This is a genomic window from Bacillus sp. ISL-57 (assembly GCF_018613135.1).
Taxonomy (GTDB): Bacteria; Bacillota; Bacilli; order Bacillales; family DSM-1321; genus Peribacillus; species Peribacillus frigoritolerans.
This window is the reverse complement of the sequence record NZ_JAGGQV010000007.1, coordinates 1-17,120: the sequence shown is the minus strand read 5'-3', so window position 1 is coordinate 17,120 and position 17,120 is coordinate 1. Positions and strand designations below refer to the sequence as shown.

The 17,120-nt window shown below is 41.0% G+C and carries 19 protein-coding genes, 1 pseudogene and 2 riboswitches; of the genes and pseudogenes, 14 read left to right on the top strand and 6 right to left on the bottom strand.

Annotated features, from left to right (window positions below):
- Positions 1-55: 55 nt before the first annotated feature.
- The 3 genes from mtnA to J7I90_RS11375 form a co-directional block, all read right to left on the bottom strand.
- A complete protein-coding gene (gene mtnA / locus J7I90_RS11385; RefSeq protein ID WP_214771658.1) occupies positions 56-1,102 on the bottom strand; it encodes an S-methyl-5-thioribose-1-phosphate isomerase in 1,047 nt (348 codons plus the stop codon).
- A gap of 14 nt (positions 1,103-1,116) precedes the next feature.
- Positions 1,117-2,319, bottom strand: coding sequence for an S-methyl-5-thioribose kinase (gene mtnK / locus J7I90_RS11380; RefSeq protein WP_214771656.1), 1,203 nt, complete (start codon positions 2,317-2,319; stop codon positions 1,117-1,119).
- A gap of 78 nt (positions 2,320-2,397) precedes the next feature.
- Positions 2,398-2,551: riboswitch (SAM riboswitch) on the bottom strand.
- 71 nt (positions 2,552-2,622) lie between these two features.
- Entirely contained in the window at positions 2,623-3,405 is a 783-nt protein-coding gene (locus tag J7I90_RS11375) for a carbon-nitrogen family hydrolase (RefSeq protein ID WP_214771654.1), read from the bottom strand.
- A gap of 98 nt (positions 3,406-3,503) precedes the next feature.
- Between J7I90_RS11375 and J7I90_RS11370 the strand changes: the two genes are divergently transcribed.
- The 7 genes and pseudogenes from J7I90_RS11370 to J7I90_RS11340 all read left to right on the top strand — a co-directional run.
- Positions 3,504-4,676: a pyridoxal phosphate-dependent aminotransferase gene (locus J7I90_RS11370; RefSeq protein ID WP_251025236.1), complete on the top strand. Its 1,173-nt coding sequence runs from the start codon at positions 3,504-3,506 to the stop codon at positions 4,674-4,676.
- A 129-nt stretch (positions 4,677-4,805) separates the two neighbouring features.
- Positions 4,806-4,959, top strand: a riboswitch (SAM riboswitch).
- Positions 4,960-5,067: 108 nt separating this feature from the next.
- On the top strand, positions 5,068-6,300 hold the full coding sequence (gene mtnW / locus J7I90_RS11365; protein ID WP_214771652.1) for a 2,3-diketo-5-methylthiopentyl-1-phosphate enolase: 1,233 nt from the start codon (positions 5,068-5,070) through the stop codon (positions 6,298-6,300).
- Positions 6,301-6,306: 6 nt separating this feature from the next.
- Positions 6,307-6,966 (top strand): 2-hydroxy-3-keto-5-methylthiopentenyl-1-phosphate phosphatase, encoded by a 660-nt coding sequence (locus J7I90_RS11360; protein WP_214771650.1) that lies wholly within the window; start codon positions 6,307-6,309, stop codon positions 6,964-6,966.
- Entirely contained in the window at positions 6,963-7,592 is a 630-nt protein-coding gene (locus J7I90_RS11355; RefSeq protein WP_214771648.1) for a methylthioribulose 1-phosphate dehydratase, read from the top strand. Before J7I90_RS11360 ends, J7I90_RS11355 begins: the two co-directional genes overlap by 4 nt.
- A 24-nt stretch (positions 7,593-7,616) precedes the next feature.
- On the top strand, positions 7,617-8,150 hold the full coding sequence (locus J7I90_RS11350) for a cupin domain-containing protein (RefSeq protein WP_214771646.1): 534 nt from the start codon (positions 7,617-7,619) through the stop codon (positions 8,148-8,150).
- A 419-nt stretch (positions 8,151-8,569) separates the two neighbouring features.
- The gene (locus J7I90_RS11345; RefSeq protein WP_214771644.1) at positions 8,570-9,496 is read left to right on the top strand and encodes a CobW family GTP-binding protein; all 927 of its coding nucleotides are present in this window, start codon (positions 8,570-8,572) and stop codon (positions 9,494-9,496) included.
- 66 nt (positions 9,497-9,562) lie between these two features.
- Positions 9,563-9,709 (top strand): annotated as a pseudogene (locus J7I90_RS11340) (DUF2188 domain-containing protein); the annotation flags it as partial.
- A gap of 57 nt (positions 9,710-9,766) precedes the next feature.
- Here the strand turns inward: J7I90_RS11340 and J7I90_RS11335 are convergent.
- A complete protein-coding gene (locus J7I90_RS11335; protein WP_034307479.1) occupies positions 9,767-10,009 on the bottom strand; it encodes a hypothetical protein in 243 nt (80 codons plus the stop codon).
- 78 nt (positions 10,010-10,087) lie between these two features.
- Here J7I90_RS11335 and J7I90_RS11330 point away from each other — a divergent pair, with 78 nt between their 5' ends.
- The 6 genes from J7I90_RS11330 to J7I90_RS11305 all read left to right on the top strand — a co-directional run bounded on the left by J7I90_RS11330 (position 10,088) and on the right by J7I90_RS11305 (position 15,237).
- Complete coding sequence (locus J7I90_RS11330) at positions 10,088-10,387, top strand: hypothetical protein (protein ID WP_251025235.1); 300 nt, start codon at positions 10,088-10,090, stop codon at positions 10,385-10,387.
- A gap of 119 nt (positions 10,388-10,506) precedes the next feature.
- The gene (locus J7I90_RS11325; RefSeq protein ID WP_214771641.1) at positions 10,507-11,469 is read left to right on the top strand and encodes a YncE family protein; all 963 of its coding nucleotides are present in this window, start codon (positions 10,507-10,509) and stop codon (positions 11,467-11,469) included.
- A gap of 5 nt (positions 11,470-11,474) precedes the next feature.
- Positions 11,475-12,161 carry a response regulator transcription factor gene (locus tag J7I90_RS11320; RefSeq protein WP_214771637.1) on the top strand — a complete coding sequence of 229 codons (687 nt, stop codon included), beginning with the start codon at positions 11,475-11,477 and terminating at the stop codon, positions 12,159-12,161.
- A complete protein-coding gene (locus J7I90_RS11315) occupies positions 12,158-13,573 on the top strand; it encodes a sensor histidine kinase (RefSeq protein ID WP_214771634.1) in 1,416 nt (471 codons plus the stop codon). Before J7I90_RS11320 ends, J7I90_RS11315 begins: the two co-directional genes overlap by 4 nt.
- A gap of 19 nt (positions 13,574-13,592) precedes the next feature.
- Positions 13,593-14,033: a FixH family protein gene (locus tag J7I90_RS11310; RefSeq protein ID WP_214771631.1), complete on the top strand. Its 441-nt coding sequence runs from the start codon at positions 13,593-13,595 to the stop codon at positions 14,031-14,033.
- Between the two features lie 445 nt (positions 14,034-14,478).
- Positions 14,479-15,237 (top strand): CAP domain-containing protein, encoded by a 759-nt coding sequence (locus tag J7I90_RS11305; protein WP_214771628.1) that lies wholly within the window; start codon positions 14,479-14,481, stop codon positions 15,235-15,237.
- Positions 15,238-15,429: 192 nt separating this feature from the next.
- On the opposite strand, the gene J7I90_RS11300 is transcribed toward J7I90_RS11305, so the two are convergent.
- A complete protein-coding gene (locus J7I90_RS11300) occupies positions 15,430-15,840 on the bottom strand; it encodes an Hsp20/alpha crystallin family protein (protein WP_251025234.1) in 411 nt (136 codons plus the stop codon).
- A gap of 215 nt (positions 15,841-16,055) precedes the next feature.
- On the opposite strand from J7I90_RS11300, the gene J7I90_RS11295 reads away from it, so the two are divergent.
- Positions 16,056-16,829 (top strand): SDR family oxidoreductase, encoded by a 774-nt coding sequence (locus J7I90_RS11295; RefSeq protein WP_214771623.1) that lies wholly within the window; start codon positions 16,056-16,058, stop codon positions 16,827-16,829.
- Positions 16,830-16,913: 84 nt separating this feature from the next.
- Here the strand turns inward: J7I90_RS11295 and J7I90_RS11290 are convergent.
- Positions 16,914-17,120: IS3 family transposase (locus J7I90_RS11290; RefSeq protein ID WP_214771620.1), on the bottom strand; the 207-nt coding region annotated here is incomplete at its 5' end.

The window sequence follows — 17,120 nt, the reverse complement described above, 5'->3', positions numbered from 1 at the left end:
ACGAGAGGGATAAGGAAATCCTTCTCGTTTTTTATCATCAATAAAGGTACCTGGATCAATTAACAAAATGCGGAATGTTTTTGAAGAAATCCGGTGTTATGATGCCGTTTTCGGTAATGATGCCTGTAATTAGATGATTCGGTGTAACGTCAAAGGCTGGATTGAATGTCTTCACGTTTTCCGGAGCGATCCTTACACCTTGAATGAAGGTGATTTCCGCCTCATTCCGTTCTTCTATCGGGATGGATATGCCGGATTCGATAGAAAGGTCGAATGTGCTTGATGGTGCGGCCACATAAAAGGGGATACCAAAGTGCTTGGCTAATATGGCCAATCCCAATGTCCCGATTTTATTGGCTGTATCTCCATTGGCCGCAATCCTGTCGGCCCCGACGATAATTCCATTTATCCGTTTCTGGTGAATCGTATGGGCAGCCATATTATCAGAAATTAAGGTGACATCAACTCCCGCTTGCATCAACTCCCAAGCCGTCAAACGCGCCCCTTGCAGGACAGGCCTTGTTTCACATGCGTACACTTTTAGCGGAAAGTCCTTTTCTTTAGCCAGGTGGAAGGGAGCCAAGGCTGTACCATACCGAGCTGTGGCGATTCCCCCAGCGTTGCAATGCGTAAGAATGGAATCTCCTCTAGTGAATAGGGATAAACCATGTTCCCCGATTTTCCTGCACATTTCTTCATCTTCAGTAAAGATGGCTTTAGCCTCCGATACAAGTGCTTCCTTGGCAGTTGAAATGCTTTGCGCAGCATGCAAGATGTTCTCCATCCTCCTTAACGCCCAAAAAAGGTTGACTGCAGTAGGCCGTGAAGAGGCGAGTTTTTCAATATGCCTCGTTACATTTTTCTTGAATTCCCCTAATTCAGCGGTTGTTTCCTGCTTGGCGCCAAGTGCAACACCAAATGCTGCCGTCAGCCCAATTGCTGGGGCACCGCGAACTTTTAATGTCAAAATGCTGTCATATACATCATCAACAGAATGAAGTTCAATAAATTCAGTTATGGAAGGAAGGGCTTGTTGATTTAATAATGTAATATGGGTATCATCCCAATGTACCGAATATGGTAAGGGTGCTAGTGTAGTCATGTGCAGGTCTCCTTTTAAATGGTTGAGTAAGATGGCAGTGTCCGTTGCTTCAACGCTTCAATGACGGCTGGAACATCCAATTCCTCCCGTTTTTTTATTAAAAAAGTACCGATTTCCAATGTTGCCGTTTTGGCTGCGATCCTTGTTTCTTTATCTTCAATGACGTTTAAATCGGCAACATGGGAAAGGCCAATGGTTCGCCGAATCAGTTCGCAGCCGGCAAAGCCGAATGCATCTTTTTTGAATTTTGTCAGTAAATAAGGCAGATAACCTTTCACATGGCGGAATGGACTTTTATTTTGGACCTCCCATAATTTGGTGTAAGTTTCTTCAAAGGCATTCCAAAATTCATGAAGGAGCGTGAAAATCTCTTCCTTTCCAGCGCCATTGCGTGTGACTGCCTGAAAGAGAAGGTTGGCGGTGTATTGACCAAGGTCAAAACCAACTGGCCCATAAAATGCGAATTCCGGGTCAATAACCTTTGTTTCAGTTTTACTTGCAAATATACTTCCAGTATGTAAATCTCCATGAAGCAAGGCTTCCTGCTCGGTTTCAAAGCTTTGCTTCAGCTTGGCGACTTCAAGTATCACTTCTTGGTCATTCCATATTTTTTGGGCTGCATCTTTCAATTCCACCTCGAAATCTCCAGGGAGTTCCTCAAAAAATGGATCCGTGAAAATAAAGACCTCAGTGATTTTGCAGAGCTCGGGATTCGTGAAATGTCGGGCTACCTCCTTTTTCGAAGAGGGTTCTAAATGATAATCGGATGTATAAAATGCCGTCTTCGCAACATACTCACCAATATGCTGTGAAAGCAATGGATATGAATCGCCATCGATCAATCCTGTTCTAACGATTTTCAAGTGCGATAAATCCTCCATGACTGTGATGGCAAGCTGTTCATCCGAATAGTAGACCTGCGGTACGAATTCGGGGCAATAACTTCTGAAATGAATCAGCGCATTCGCTTCAATAGCTGCCCTTTTCAATGTCAGCGGCCAGCTTTCACCAAGTACCTTGGCATAAGGGATCGCTTGTTTGATTATTATACCTTTGTTTGTGACCGTGTCTGTAATATGAAAAACATAATTTAAGTTTCCATCGCCGATTTCATTACATTTCAAACTTGCATCCGCATTGACCAACCCAAGTTTTTTTGCAAGGGTTATAGCTGTTTCGTTTGTCAATCTCTTAAAATTTGAATGGTTTTGAGTCATTCTTTTCCCCTCCAGATTCAAAATAAGAATAAAAAAGCCTCTTTCATATAGAAAGAGGCAGAAGTTTTGGCTTCGGACCTCTTATCTTCCAGAAAATGAATTCTGGTGGAATTAGCACCGTGCTCTGTGGATTTAATAATCCGGCGGAAGATCCGCCCCATTTCACAATGGTATTACAGTCGGTTGCTGGGCTTCATAGGGCCTTTATCCCTCAGCCTGCTCTTGATAAGAGTAAATGTTTTCTGAAATTTTAATCTTCGGGAAAATAATATCAACTTTTTAAATAGTTTGTCAATGGGTAAATTAATAAAAATCAGGACGGCGATCTTCGAATACAGGTATTTTGTTGCGTGCTTCCGTAACTTTGTTGAAGTCCAAGGTGCCTGTCAATAGTTCGTTTCCTTCTCCGGCTTCACTTATGATATTCCCCCATGGATCAATAATCAAGGAATGACCCGCAAATATATTATTGACATCCGAGCCTGTACGATTAACGGCTACAACATAGGCTTGGTTCTCGATGGCACGACTTATCAATAAAGCTCTCCAGTGATCGAGTCTCGGTCTTGGCCATTCAGCCGTTACGAATAGAACTTCTGCGCCTTGAACGGTATGGGCTCGCTGCCATTCAGGGAAACGAATGTCATAACAAATGAACCCGGCACATATTTTTTCATCAAGAGTAAATAAACCATCTTTCTCACCTGGCTGCAGGAAATGATGTTCATCCATTAATTGAAATAAGTGAAGCTTATCATATTCTTTAATGAGCTTACCGTGTTTGTCGATGATGATCATGGTGTTATAGATTCCCTTGCTTGTTTTTTTCGCAATGGAACCGCCGATGATGTGAATCTGGTGTTTCTGTGCCTGTGTTTTAAGAAATTCAATCGTTTTTTCTGCCTCTTGATCAGCAATCTCATTCAGCCTGGTCAAATCGTATCCGGTTGTCCAAAGCTCTGGTAATATGACGATATCGGGTTCGGACCGAGCTGCTTTTTCCATCCATTGTTCTGCAACTTGAAAATTGATATCTGGTTGACCGAAGGCTATATCCATTTGAATACAAGCTATTTTCCACTTCATCGTTTAAAACCCCCAATGTAAAAAATGCTTTACAAGACTACGATAAACATATATCATTTGTGACTAGAATTTCAAGAAATTTCAGAGAAGGTGTATAAATGGTGCAATTCGAAAAATCCGGACTGCTTCAGGACCTGCCCAAGCAGTTTTTTGCTTCACTAGTCGCAAAAGTCAATGCTATCACGGAGCAAGGACATGATGTCATTAATCTAGGCCAGGGAAACCCTGATCAGCCGACTCCAGAACATATCGTCAAAAGTTTGCAGTCTGCCGCAGAAAAAACGATTAATCATAAATATTCACCATTCCGGGGACATCAATATCTAAAAGATGCTGCTGCCGTCTTTTATGAACGGGAATACGGTGTCAAGCTGGATCCGAATAGTGAAGTGGCGATTCTCTTTGGGGGAAAGGCAGGTCTTGTCGAACTTCCGCAGTGTTTATTGAATCCAGGTGATACGATCCTTGTTCCAGATCCCGGCTATCCGGATTATCTTTCCGGTGTTGTTTTAGCCCAGGCAAAGACCGAACTGATGCCCTTGACAGAAGAAAATGATTTTCTTCCGAAATACGATGACATACATAAAGAAGTTCTTGATAAAGCCAAAATGATGTTCTTGAATTATCCGAATAATCCCACAGGCGCTTCTGCAACTGAAAGTTTCTTTGATGAAACCGTATCCTTTGCAAAAGAACATTCAATTTGTGTAGTCCATGATTTCGCCTATGGGGCGATAGGATTCGACGGAAAAAAACCAATAAGCTTTCTCCAGGCGGAGGGAGCGAAGGATGTTGGGGTTGAAATATACACTCTATCGAAAACATACAATATGGCAGGGTGGAGAGTCGGCTTCGCAGCGGGCAATAAGAGTGTAATAGAAGCTCTTGAACTATTACAAGACCATCTTTATGTGAGTCTTTTCCCGGCGATACAAGAAGCTGCGGCAAGCGCTTTGCTTGACTCACAGAACTGTGTAGAGAAGCTAGTGCAAATGTACGAGGGGCGAAGGAATGTTTTTATTGAGGGATTGAGATCCATCGGCTGGGAAGTTAAAGCTCCAGCGGCATCGTTTTTTGCCTGGCTCAAGGTACCTGAAGGTTTTACGTCCGAGAGTTTTGCGGACTATTTATTAACGCATGCCCATGTAGCTGTTGCCGCAGGGAATGGGTTCGGTGAATTTGGAGAAGGTTATGTCAGGGTAGGGCTACTGACTTCGGAAGAACGGCTGCAAGAGGCTGTGGAACGAATACGGACATTAAATTTATTTTAATGCAATAAGATATCCGATTTATTCACCTTTAAATAGTTAAAACTTATTGACAAAGTAGGAATTACCTGTCAGAATACAAAATAAATTCTTAATCTTTCGATACTTGGATTCAACTTATATATCAGCGTTTTCTTATTTTGAGCAGGTGGAGGGACTAGCCCGATGAAGCCCAGCAACCGACCGTAATTCCATTGTAAAATGGGGCGGAATCCTTCCGCCGGATTTTTTTGAAATCCACAAGGCACGGTGCTAATTCTTGCAGCCGATGGCTGGGAGATAAGAAGATGGCTTTTTAAAGCCTCTTCTTTATGAAGGGGCTTTTACCATTTATAGACCATCTCAGGTTAATAATGACATCGAGAGTTTACTAACGTGTTATAGGAGTGATCAGATGAGCGAGATAATCGCTACTTATTTAATTCATGACTTTAATGGAAATCATGAGAAAAAAGCAGAGAGCATTGCCTTGGGTCTGACTGTCGGGACATGGACGGACTTGCCACATTTGGTGCAGAAACAACTTGAAAAACATAAGGGACGCGTCGTATCGGTGAAACCCCTATCTGAAGAAGAGAGGGCAAACAGCTACTTTAATCGGAAAGTATACCGTTCGCTGATTAAAATTGCCTACCCGGCAAGGAATTTCTCCAATGATTTACCCGCAATCCTTACGACGGTCTTCGGCAAACTTTCATTGGACGGTGAAATAAAACTTATTGACTTGGACTTTGTCGGTGATATTCAAAAAGCCTTTCCCGGGCCGCAATTTGGCATTGAAGGCATAAGGGAAAAGCTTGGCGTATTTAACCGGCCCTTGGTGATGAGCATCTTTAAAGGTGTATTGGGAAGAGACCTAACATTTCATAATGAGCAACTTAGGCAACAAGCATGGGGAGGTGTTGACCTAGTTAAGGATGATGAGATCCTCTTTGACCAGGAACTGACCCCATTTTTCGATAGAATAAAAACGGGAAAAAGAATATTGAATGAAGTCTATGAAACCACTGGCCACCGGACTTTATATGCTGTCAATCTATCCGGGAAAACATTTGAATTATTGGATAAGGCAGAGCAAGCGGCTGAAGCAGGGGCAGATGCTTTATTGTTCAACGTTCATACATATGGTTTGGATGTATTGCAGGCCTTGAGTGAACATGATCGTATCAAGCTGCCGATCATGGCGCACCCCGCATATAGCGGGGCACTGGCATCTTCATCATTTTATGGTATCGGCTATCCATTATTGCTTGGTAAATTAGTAAGATTATCAGGTGCGGATTTATCCTTGTTCCCTTCCCCTTATGGAAATGTCGCACTTGAAAAAACGGAGACCTTAGCGATTGCTGAAGCTCTGACAAAAGATGAACTTTCATGGAAAAAAGCCTTCCCTGTTCCTTCTGCAGGCATTCATCCGGGCATGGTTCCGGACCTGATCAAGGATTTCGGGCTTGATAGTGTGATTAATGCCGGAGGCGGAATTCACGGGCACCCTGACGGAGCAGAGGGCGGTGCCAAGGCTTTCCGTTCTGCTGTGGAAGCCGTTCTGGCAGGAAAGGAACTTTCTGAAGCCGCGGCTGAAGAAGAAACCCTAAAAAAAGCTCTTGTGTTGTGGGGGGGCCTATAAGAAATAATGAAACCGATCATCTTTTGTGATTTTGACGGAACGATCACCAACACAGATAATATCATTTCAATTATGAAGAAATTTGCGCCTCCGGAATGGGAAGCGTTGAAAGACGATGTCCTTCAGCAAAAAATCAGTATATCTTCAGGAGTTGGGGATATGTTCTCCCTGCTTGATAGTGGCTTGAAGGATGACATCATCCAATATGTAAGAAAAACGGCCGGCATTCGTCCAGGGTTTTATGAATTCGTTGAGTATACGAAACAAGCCAATATCCCTTTATATATTGTAAGCGGGGGGATGGATTTTTTCATTTCACCCCTTTTGAATGATATCTTGCCAACAGAGTCCGTTTATTGCAACCATGCATTTTTTGATAAAGAAAAGATTTATATTGAGTGGCCACATGCTTGTGATGAGCAATGTGATAATGATTGCGGTTGCTGCAAGCCATCCATCATGAGGGAAATTGCGGGTCCGGAAGATTTTAAACTCGTTATTGGAGATTCAGTGACGGATTTTGAAGCGGCAAAACAGGCCGATTTTGTCATAGCCCGTGACATACTGCTTGATAAATGCGGTAGGGAAGGAATTCCACATCAAGGATTCGAAACATTTTTTGATGTAATTGACATTATAAAGCAGCAGGAGGTGGTTAAAGCGTGAACACTCATTCTAAAGAATGGCTTGAGTTGGCAGATATTAAAGCTGAACTGGCCGAAAGGGATTGGTTTATGGGAACAAGCGGGAATTTGTCCATCCGCGAACCCAGAAGCCCTTTCTTTTATATTACCGCAAGCGGTAAGGATAAAAGGAAGCAATCGGATTCGGACTTTTTACTTGTGGATTTAAAAGGAAAACCAGTTGAAAATACGAACCTAAGACCATCGGCCGAAACATTACTTCATACAGACATTTACCGAAAAACCAATGCGAACTGTGTACTCCATGTCCATACAGTTGAAAATAATGTGATATCGGAATTGTACGGAGATGAAGGCCACGTTTCCTTTCGTAATCATGAAATCATTAAAGCGACCGGTCGGTGGGATGAAGATTCAGAGCTTCGGATTCCAATCATATATAATCACGCTGACATACCGCTGCTATCCGATAAGTTCAAGCCGCATGTCGAACAAGACTCTGGCGCTGTGCTGATACGCAATCATGGCATTACGGTTTGGGGCAAAAGCGGATTCGAGGCAAAAAGAATACTTGAAGCCTGCGAATTTTTATTTCAATATCAACTTTTACTTAATCAACAAAAGGCGTTTGCAGGTTCTATAAGATAAATACTCATAGAGGAGGAATGAATGATGGCAACGATCAGATTCCATGAAACAAACGAGGTTATTGAAAACGGTGAACAGGTAAAAGGTTTTTTAGAAACACATGGGGTTATTTATGAGCAGTGGGACATTTCTAAATTACCTGCCCACCTTGTGGAAAAATACGATTTAACAGATGCTGACAAGGAGGAAATCCTTGTAACATTCCAATCAGAGATAGCGGAGATCTCTGAAAGAAGAGGCTATAAAGCCCATGATATCATCACATTATCCGATGCAAACCCGAACTTGGATCAAATGCTTGAAAACTTTAAGCAGGAACACCATCACGAAGATGATGAAGTGCGTTTCATAGCAGGCGGAACGAGTATCTTTGCCATTGAAGGCAATGATAAACAGTGGTTTGATGTACGGCTTAATCCAGGAGATCTTATTAGTGTACCAGAATCAACAAGACATTATTTCACGCTTGCGGAAGATAGGAAAACTGTTGCTGTCCGGATTTTCGTAACAGCTGAAGGATGGGTGCCGATTTACGAAAAAGACGAAGTTCAAGCATGAATCAATGTTGAAAAACCAGCTTGCGGGCTGGTTTTTATTTGTAGAAAAAAGGGAAGTCGGAATGGTCTCACCTAACCTTATTTTTAAAAAAAACATGATGTTTTTCCCATTTTACAGGAAAGAAATCTCGCAAGATTGAAGAATTTTGCGACACTCCTGCCGAAAAACTGGCTAGCCGAGAACCCACAGGCGCTTGCGCCGATGAGGCTTGGCAGACAGTCTGCGGAAAGGGAGTGGATTTCTGAAATCGACTGGACATTTTAAAAACTGCAGTCGAACTCGATTTTCATCGAGTTTGTCTACAGTCTGAAACCAGCTTATGGGCTGGTTTTTTATGTGAATCCGGCAAGTGCTTTAGTAAGCTAATTATGATAAAATTTAACCGAATCGAATTTAACCGGATTTAGGAGCAGATAAGAATGAAAACGACCGAAGTGTACATATTGGGCGGCTTTCTCGGCAGCGGGAAAACGACGCTTCTTCGAAATATTTTAAAACAGGAAATTGAAGCAGGCAGAAAAGTGGCAGTGCTTTTAAATGAGCTCGGCAGTGTATCGGTTGACAGCGGACTCATTGGTGATGGAGTGCCTCTGAAGGAGTTGTTTGACGGGTGCATTTGCTGCACAATTCAAGATAAACTGGAGGTTCAGCTTCATGAGTTACTAACCGAAAATGAACTGGATGCGGTTTATATTGAAACGACGGGTGCAGCTCATCCAGTTGAAGTATTGGATGGCATCATGTCGCCGATTTTCGCCAAAAAGCTGGAGTATAAAGGGATCATCACGGTCGTCGATTTATTAAGGTGGCGCGATCGGGAGGAACTGTCACCGCAGCTTCGACAGTTGCTTGCAGAGCAAATCCATCATGCCGATTTCATTTTATTGAATAAAGCGGATATGGTAAGTGAGATGGAGGCCGCGCAGCTAATATATACGATACAGGCGCTGAATACGGATGCAGTATGTTTATTGACGGAGTATGCAGCCGTTTCATTGGCATCATTGCAGCAAATGCAAAGAAAAAGGCATAATGTACATCAAAAGCTTGATGTACATGACCATTTGCATTTAACTGCAATCGTGCATACATTTGAAGGTGCTGTGGCACAAACCGACTTTGAAGAGTGGCTTAGGGCCTTGCCGGAAACGGTCTATCGAATGAAAGGATATATTTCCTTTACACATTCACAATACCCCCATTTATTCCAATACTCCTACGGAATGCCGATGTATATGAATGAAATGATGAAAATGCCATTGAATATCGTCATGATCGGGGAAAAGTTGGATAAGGAAATGTTGATCGGTCAATTGAAAGCTTTGGAAGCGAAAGCGGCCCGATAAACGTTTACCGCCCATTAAAGAAGGGAAACATGAAAAGAAGACTTTCTTATTAAGGAGGCGGTATTAGTGCCATGGGATAAAAACGATTACCCAAACTCGATGAAGAATCTAGATAAAGATGTTAGGGAAAAGGCTATAGAAATCGCGAATGCATTATTGGATGAAGGATATGAGGATGGAAAAGCCATTCCAATTGCCATAGACCGGGCTAAGATGTCAGTAGGAAATGATTGAGAAAATGGTCAGACCCACATAGGGGTCTGACCATTTTTATTGTTGCATTCCAAAGGCGGCAAATGTCTTTTCGTCTTCTATCAACCCGCAGGCAGCACATTGAACCCGAACTTCAGGACCATTATATGCTAGATGGAATGGCAGAAGGGAGTCGTTCGAATATTGTTCAACAATCTCACCGGATTGGGGATCCTTTTTAATGGGTGTTGCTACTTGCTGAATGAGATTGAAGCGAGATTTATTTGTCCGGCAATTCGGACAGCGGTATACTTGAGACATTGTACTCACTCCTTTTTTGGATTTTAAAAAGCATGATATCTTATTATTAAGATAGTCTTTACAAACTTGAACATTAATATGTATAAATTAGTAATGGATGGAAGGGATACTATGAATGAAAATGTCAGGCAAGAAGATTTACTTATGGCTTATTTAAGCATATGGAACAATCGTAAGGTGAGCGATGGAGGGGGAAGGGAAGTGCTGCCGGAACTCATCAGACGGGAGCTTTTGGATGAAAATGCCCATCCCCGTGCCCGAAAACCAGTATTGGAGAAATTTTACCTTTCTATTAAACGCGTGATGGAATCTCCGCTTTCGGAAGAAATGAAAAATGCGATTGTAATGGCCTATATCACTGAATTGGAAAGATTATGATTTTTCGAGTGTGTACGGATGCTTGTTAGCAAATATTCTTTTATGCTTCATACTTTTTTCACAAATCATTGTTAAAATTTTTAAAAAATAGATATTTAATGAATAAGGAGCTTAAAATTATGAAGTGGGGCATTGGGCTTTTTCTTGCCATCGGACTGCTTACGGGGTGTAATAGCGGTAATGCATTTACTAAAATTAATAAAAGTCAATCTTTCCTGGCAACTGTCAATATCAAGGATACCTCACTGACTTTCATAGACGAAAACTATCATGCTTTTGCCAAATGGGATATTTCAGAACCATTTACCGGAGCCCTGCTCCTGGCAGACAAAGATACAATCCTGCTTTATGGAAAAGAGATGGAGAAAGTACAAGTGTACTCTTTATCTGCAGGAAAACTGATAAACAGTTGGGAAATTGGAAAAGGGATCGTCAATATGCAGTTGTTACGTGATGGAAAAAGCATCGTGGCGGTCAATCAATCGAATCAATCCATTTATTTTTTAAATGCTGATGGGGAGGAACAGGATATTGTCAAGGTTGGTAAAAGCCCCTTGACCGTTCTTCAAGGAGAGCAAGCGAATCGATTGTATGTTATTAATTTTGGTGATACCAAATGTTCAGTGATAAATCTTGAAACGAAAAAGGTCGATTTCGATTTTCCCGTACATAGTTCCAGCACAGGCACATTATTAAGGGAAGAAAAGGATGAAATATGGATTGGAGGACACGGTGATGGGGATCAAGTGGAAGAAGATCTTTATATTTATTCGGCAAAAACGGGAGAGTTGAAGAAAAAGCTTAAGGCCCCAACCATGCCGATAAAGTTCCTGGAAAATGATGAAGGAATATTTGTCCTTAGTCATGGGACTAGCTCCCTGTATAAATTGAATGATCAATATGAGGAAGTCAAAAGCAAAGTGGTCGGCGTCAACCCCTTTGAAATGGCGAACTTTAACGAAGATGTGGTCGTGGCGGGATATGATAGTGATGAAGTGTATGTAATGGATGCTGAAACAGTCGATGTTAAAAAAACGATCGAAGTCGGCGAAGGTCCATTCCAATTGATGTTGAGGGAGTAGATGACATGCATGTTTACACCATTTTAGTCGTGGATGATGAAGAAGATATGCGAAATCTAGTTGAAATGTATTTGCTGAACTCAGGATATCGATGCCTTCAAGCTGCGAATGGAAAAGAAGCTATAAGTATGGTTGAAACAGAGGAAGTGGATTTAATCCTATTGGATATCATGATGCCAGGTATGGACGGTTTCTCCGTTTGTGAAGAAATTCGTGAAATTGGGGAGATCCCCGTGATATTCGTCAGTGCGAAAGGTGAAGAATGGGATAAGGTGAAAGGGCTGAAGCTTGGCGGCGACGATTATATCGTCAAACCGTTCAATCCAGGAGAATTGGTCGCAAGGGTAGAAGCGGTATTGCGAAGGACAGGGAAATTATCATTGAATGAAGAGAATCAAAACCATATCCGATTCGGTAAAATTAGCTTGAACTTACAATCCAGAACAGTTTTAGTGGAAGGGAAGCCAATCAATTTAACCTTGAAAGAATTCGAATTGCTGTTATTCCTCATGCGTCATAAAAGCCAGGCACTCAGCCGTGAACAACTGCTTGAAAATGTATGGAGCGGTGAGTATGGAGGATCTTTACGTACTGTGGATACCCATATAAAAACGTTACGAATGAAATTAAGGGCGGCCGATTACATTCAAACCGTCTGGGGAATCGGTTATAAGATAGAGGAAAAGAAATGATCTATAAATGGCGAACACTTTCTTTTAAATTATGGCTCACCATTATCTCCGCCATCATCCTATCCGTGATGTTCGCTTACTCCCTTTCTCAATATTATTATAAAAATCTATATGTGGAGAAGCTTAAAACGGATTTAGTCAATGAAGCATCATTGCTAGGGGCGGATTATTCCGGCGGTGAAATCAGTGAAGACTTTAAGCAAAAAGTTGAATGGTTTAACAGTAAGAACGACAGCGAAGTCTTTGTCGTCAATAATCCCAGGGAATTGAGTGCTTGTCTGCCTTTTGAAATCAATTATGATACCCTTATTTCCGAAGAAGAACGGCAAATGCTTTTAGATGGGAAAGCCGTTGAAAAAGAGGGATATGAGAAAAGGTTTGAAAAGAACATCGTAGCAGCGATCATACCCCTGATTGACGAAAATCGTCTCGAAGGTATCATCTATACATATATTCCTGTAGATTCCATTACGGTCTTATTTAAGGAATTTGCTGCAAAATGGTTGGCTGCGGTTCTATTATTTTTGATTGTCGCAATTTTGTTTACTACTAAATGGTTGAAAAAGCTAGTCAGTCCGATTAAGGAAATCGAGACTGCGGCACATCGTGTCTCAGAGGGGGATTATGACATACAGGTCGAGGTAAGGAGTCATGATGAGATAGGTAAACTGGCAATAGCCTTTAATGATATGGCCAATTCCATCCATTTGGAAGAAGAAAGAAAAAAAGAATTTCTAGAAAATGTTGCACATGAGCTCAGAACCCCGCTTAGTTACGTTAAGGGATATACGCAGGCCATATTGGATGGTGTCGTGAAAAATGATGAAGAGCAACGGAAATACCTTCATCTCATATCAAGGGAGGCTCTTAGGTTGCAGCGGCTTGTGGGAGATCTTATGGACTTATCAAAAATGGAAAGTGCTCCATTCTTGTTAAATAAAACCCCGATTGCTTATGCGCAATTCATTGAAGACGTACTTGTGAAATATGAACCGATAATAAAGGAAAAACAATTGGGCTTGAAGCTAGACCTGGATCCAGACCCGATTATTTTTGGGGATGAAGGAAGGATGGAACAGATTCTACATAACATTTTTGATAATGCCATTCAGTATACGGATTCCGGAGGGGCGATTCATATTACCCTAATTCAGCATAAAGATGATTGCGAACTGCTGGTAACTGACACGGGCAACGGGATTCCGGAAGCGGATCTGCCATATATCATGAATCGTTTTTACCGTGTGAACAAAGCACGCAGCCGTTTTGATGGCGGTTCAGGGCTTGGACTGTCCATTGTCAAAAAATTGGTGGAATTACAAAATGGTAAAATTGAAATAGAAAGCAAGGAAAAAAGGGGCACAACGGTCAGGGTCATCCTGCCGAATATAAAAGAAGAATGGAATTCATAAAAAGGGGATACGTTCAAAAATGAAAAAAATCATGTTATTTTGCATGGCGTTAATTTTTTTGGCTGGATGCGGCAAGAAAGAGGAGATTCCAAAAATGTTAAATGTCGATTTAGCTGTCGATCCAATTCAGGGTAAAGTGAATGAGCCTGTGAAATTTCAGGCAAAAGTAACATATGGGGACGAAGTCGTGACAGATGCGGATGATGTCAGTTTTGAAATTTGGCTTGCGAATAGCGATGACCATGACAATATAGCAGTAAAACATAAAGGGAACGGTATATATGAACTGGAAAAGGCTTTTGATGAAGAAGGTACCTATTATGTATATGCCCACGTAACGGCAAGGGACATGCACAACATGCCAAAGAAAGAATTCGTCATAGGCAAACCAAGCACTCCCGAACAAAATGGCGGAAAAAAAGAAATGGACGAGAAGAATGATGAAGAAATGAAAAAATGATGAATGTACCATCAAAATCAAAACAATTCGGGCTTAAATCCGGATTGTTTTTTATTTGGAAAAATGTTCAAGACGATAAGGGGATAATGACGAAATGTCGAAGTGAAACCGAAAAATTTGTAACATAAAAGTAAAGAAAGTCATAATAATTCGGTTAGTAACGATATGTCAACTAAAAGTTATTAGTATTCCATGGAAATGGTTCTATGTAACTACCATTGACAAATAATTACTGGAAAAATATGAGTATTAATACTATTGGCAGAAACATAGATAGTTAAAGCATTTCTGCTTGTTTTCTCTGAAACTTGGATTATAAATATATTTTCATTCGCATCCTGTGAATTTGATGGAAATTGATGGTGCCTTTATTACAAAAAGTGCATGTTATGATAATTCCAGAAGCAAAGCACAACAAAAATGAACATCACAGGAGGAAATACGAATGAAAAAGAAAATGATTATGTCAGCAGCAGCGGCTGCAGCTATTATATTCACAGGAGTAGGAGCTAACCAAGCTGAAGCAGCCAACTGTGATACAGTGAAACAAGTAACTTATAAAACTACGAATAAAGAGGATATGCAAAAAGTCCTTAACCAATACCTAGCTAAATACAATATCACTATTCCTGCAGCGCAGGCACAACAAAAACCAGTTCAAAAACCAGTTCAACAACCAGTTCAACAACCAGCTCAAAAACCAGTTCAAAAACCAGTTCAACAACCAGCTCAACAAGAAGTTGGAACAACGAACCAATCAAAACCAGCAGCACCAGCAGCAACACCTGATAAATCAACTGATAAAAAACCAGAGACAAGCTCTCAATTAAGTGCTTTTGAACAAGAAGTTGTTAAATTAACGAATGCAGAACGTGAAAAACAAGGTTTGGCAGCTCTTAAAATCGACACTGAGTTGAGCAAAGTTGCACGTATCAAGTCTCAAGACATGAAAGATAATAACTACTTTGACCACAATAGCCCGACTTACGGCTCACCTTTCGATATGATGAAACAATTCGGAATTAGCTATAAAACAGCTGGCGAAAACATCGCACAAGGTCAACAAACACCTGAAGAAGTGGTGCAAGCTTGGATGAATAGCCAAGGACACCGTGAAAACATCATGAATTCTAGCTTTACTCATATTGGAGTAGGTTACGTAGAATCTGGTAACTACTGGACTCAACAATTCATCGGAAAATAATAGATTAATAGAAAAGTGCATCCCATTAACATGGGGTGCGCTTTTTTTTGCTAGAATGGATCATTCCATTCCATGAAAAAAATCAATTGTGACATCGAGTGGCTCTCTATAATGTACCCAAATCTAAAAAAAAATTGAACCAAGAAATAACTGGAACCGCACTTAACATCAGTGAGGTCCCGGTAAAGCCGCTTAAATTTCCGATACATCGATTTCTGAATACTGTGTATTGAAACTTTTTTGAAGCCGTATTTCCAAGGTTGATTCTTTATATTGGGCTGATGCCCCTTTTTTCTTTACAGGTGCGGGGAGTGTTATGACATGCCGATCTGAATCTTCAGGAATCCTCTCGATGATGGATTGGTTAGATGTATGGTAAAGTTTCATTTTCTTAAGCCAAGATTCATCTTGTATTGGAATTCTTACGAAGACATATAAGTGGGTTTCAAATACCTCGGCATGTAAAGGATGTTCAGATCTGGCATTTACTTTTTGTGAGCCGCCATCATTTTGGTTCATCATACCTTGCATATTGTCAGGGATCACTTGTGAAAACACCTTTTCAATGAACGATTGAACATCACTTTGCTGCATATTTTTCATAAATTCCTTTTGGTTAGGGTTATTCTTAAAAGAAAAAAGTGAATTCCAGGGAAACATATTGGATTCCTCTCTCCTGCTTATGGTCTGACAGGTTTATTTGTTATATTTTATGCAGCTAAAGCCCAGAGGTTCTTTTTTATAATTACTAAATTATAGAAAATGGAATAAACTTATGTATAATTAAGTAAAATCCATTTGATAAAGAGGGTAAGCCTGTGGATGAAAAAGTAGCTTTTATTACTGGTGGAGCAACGGGTATCGGCAAAAGGATGGCGTTTTCACTCGCGGATAATGGAATGTCCATTATCATTACTTATCGAAGAAGTAAAAAGGCAGCTTTAGCATTAGTGGATGAATTACAGGAAATGTACCAGGTTAAGGCAATTGCGATTCAAGGTGACTCGTCAAGTGAGGAAGATTGCCGGAATATATTGCAAAAGATTTCGGAGACATTTGGCCATGTTGATATCTTCATTCATAACGCAGGGCCATATATGCATAATCGTAAACCGATGACTGAATATGGCAGCGATGAATGGAAGTACATCATGGACGGGAATTTAAATGGTTTTTTCCATTTTGCGAAGGAGCTTATTCCACAAATGCGCAGCAGAAACTGGGGCAGAGTCATTACACTAGGGTTTGAACGGTGTGAAACTGCACCAGGTTGGATTTATCGTTCTGCTTTTGCCGCTGCAAAGAGCGGCTTGACCTCCTTGACAAGAACTTTGGCTGCGGAAGAAGCTACTCATGGAATCACGGTGAATATGGTTTGTCCTGGTGATATCATAGGGGATTGGAAAGAGAAGGAAATAAGGGTCGCAAGAGCAGAAAAGGATGATACGGTTCCAGTCGGCAGACCGGGTACGGGGGAAGATATAGCGAGGGTCATCACGTTCCTTTGTGATGAAAAATCAGATTTCATTACAGGGAGCATCATACCGGTAACAGGCGGTAAGGATGTTCTTGGGAAAATATATAAAGCCTAGTGATTTAGAAGTTGAATTCATAATGAAAAAAAGTGAGGCCGTGCACATAACCCTGTCAAGTAGACAATAAAAAAAGAGTATTTTTTAAGCTGCGGCCTTTTCTCGATATTCAATTGGGGAAAGGCCGTTGAATTTCTCTTGAAAGCGAGCCGTATTGTAAAACTCTATATACTCTTGAATAGCTAGATAAGCTTGTTCTGCTGTTTTTGGACATGTTAAATATAACTTTTCTGTTTTTAAATGTGAGAAAAAGCTTTCTATACACGCGTTGTCGTGACAATTGCCACGACG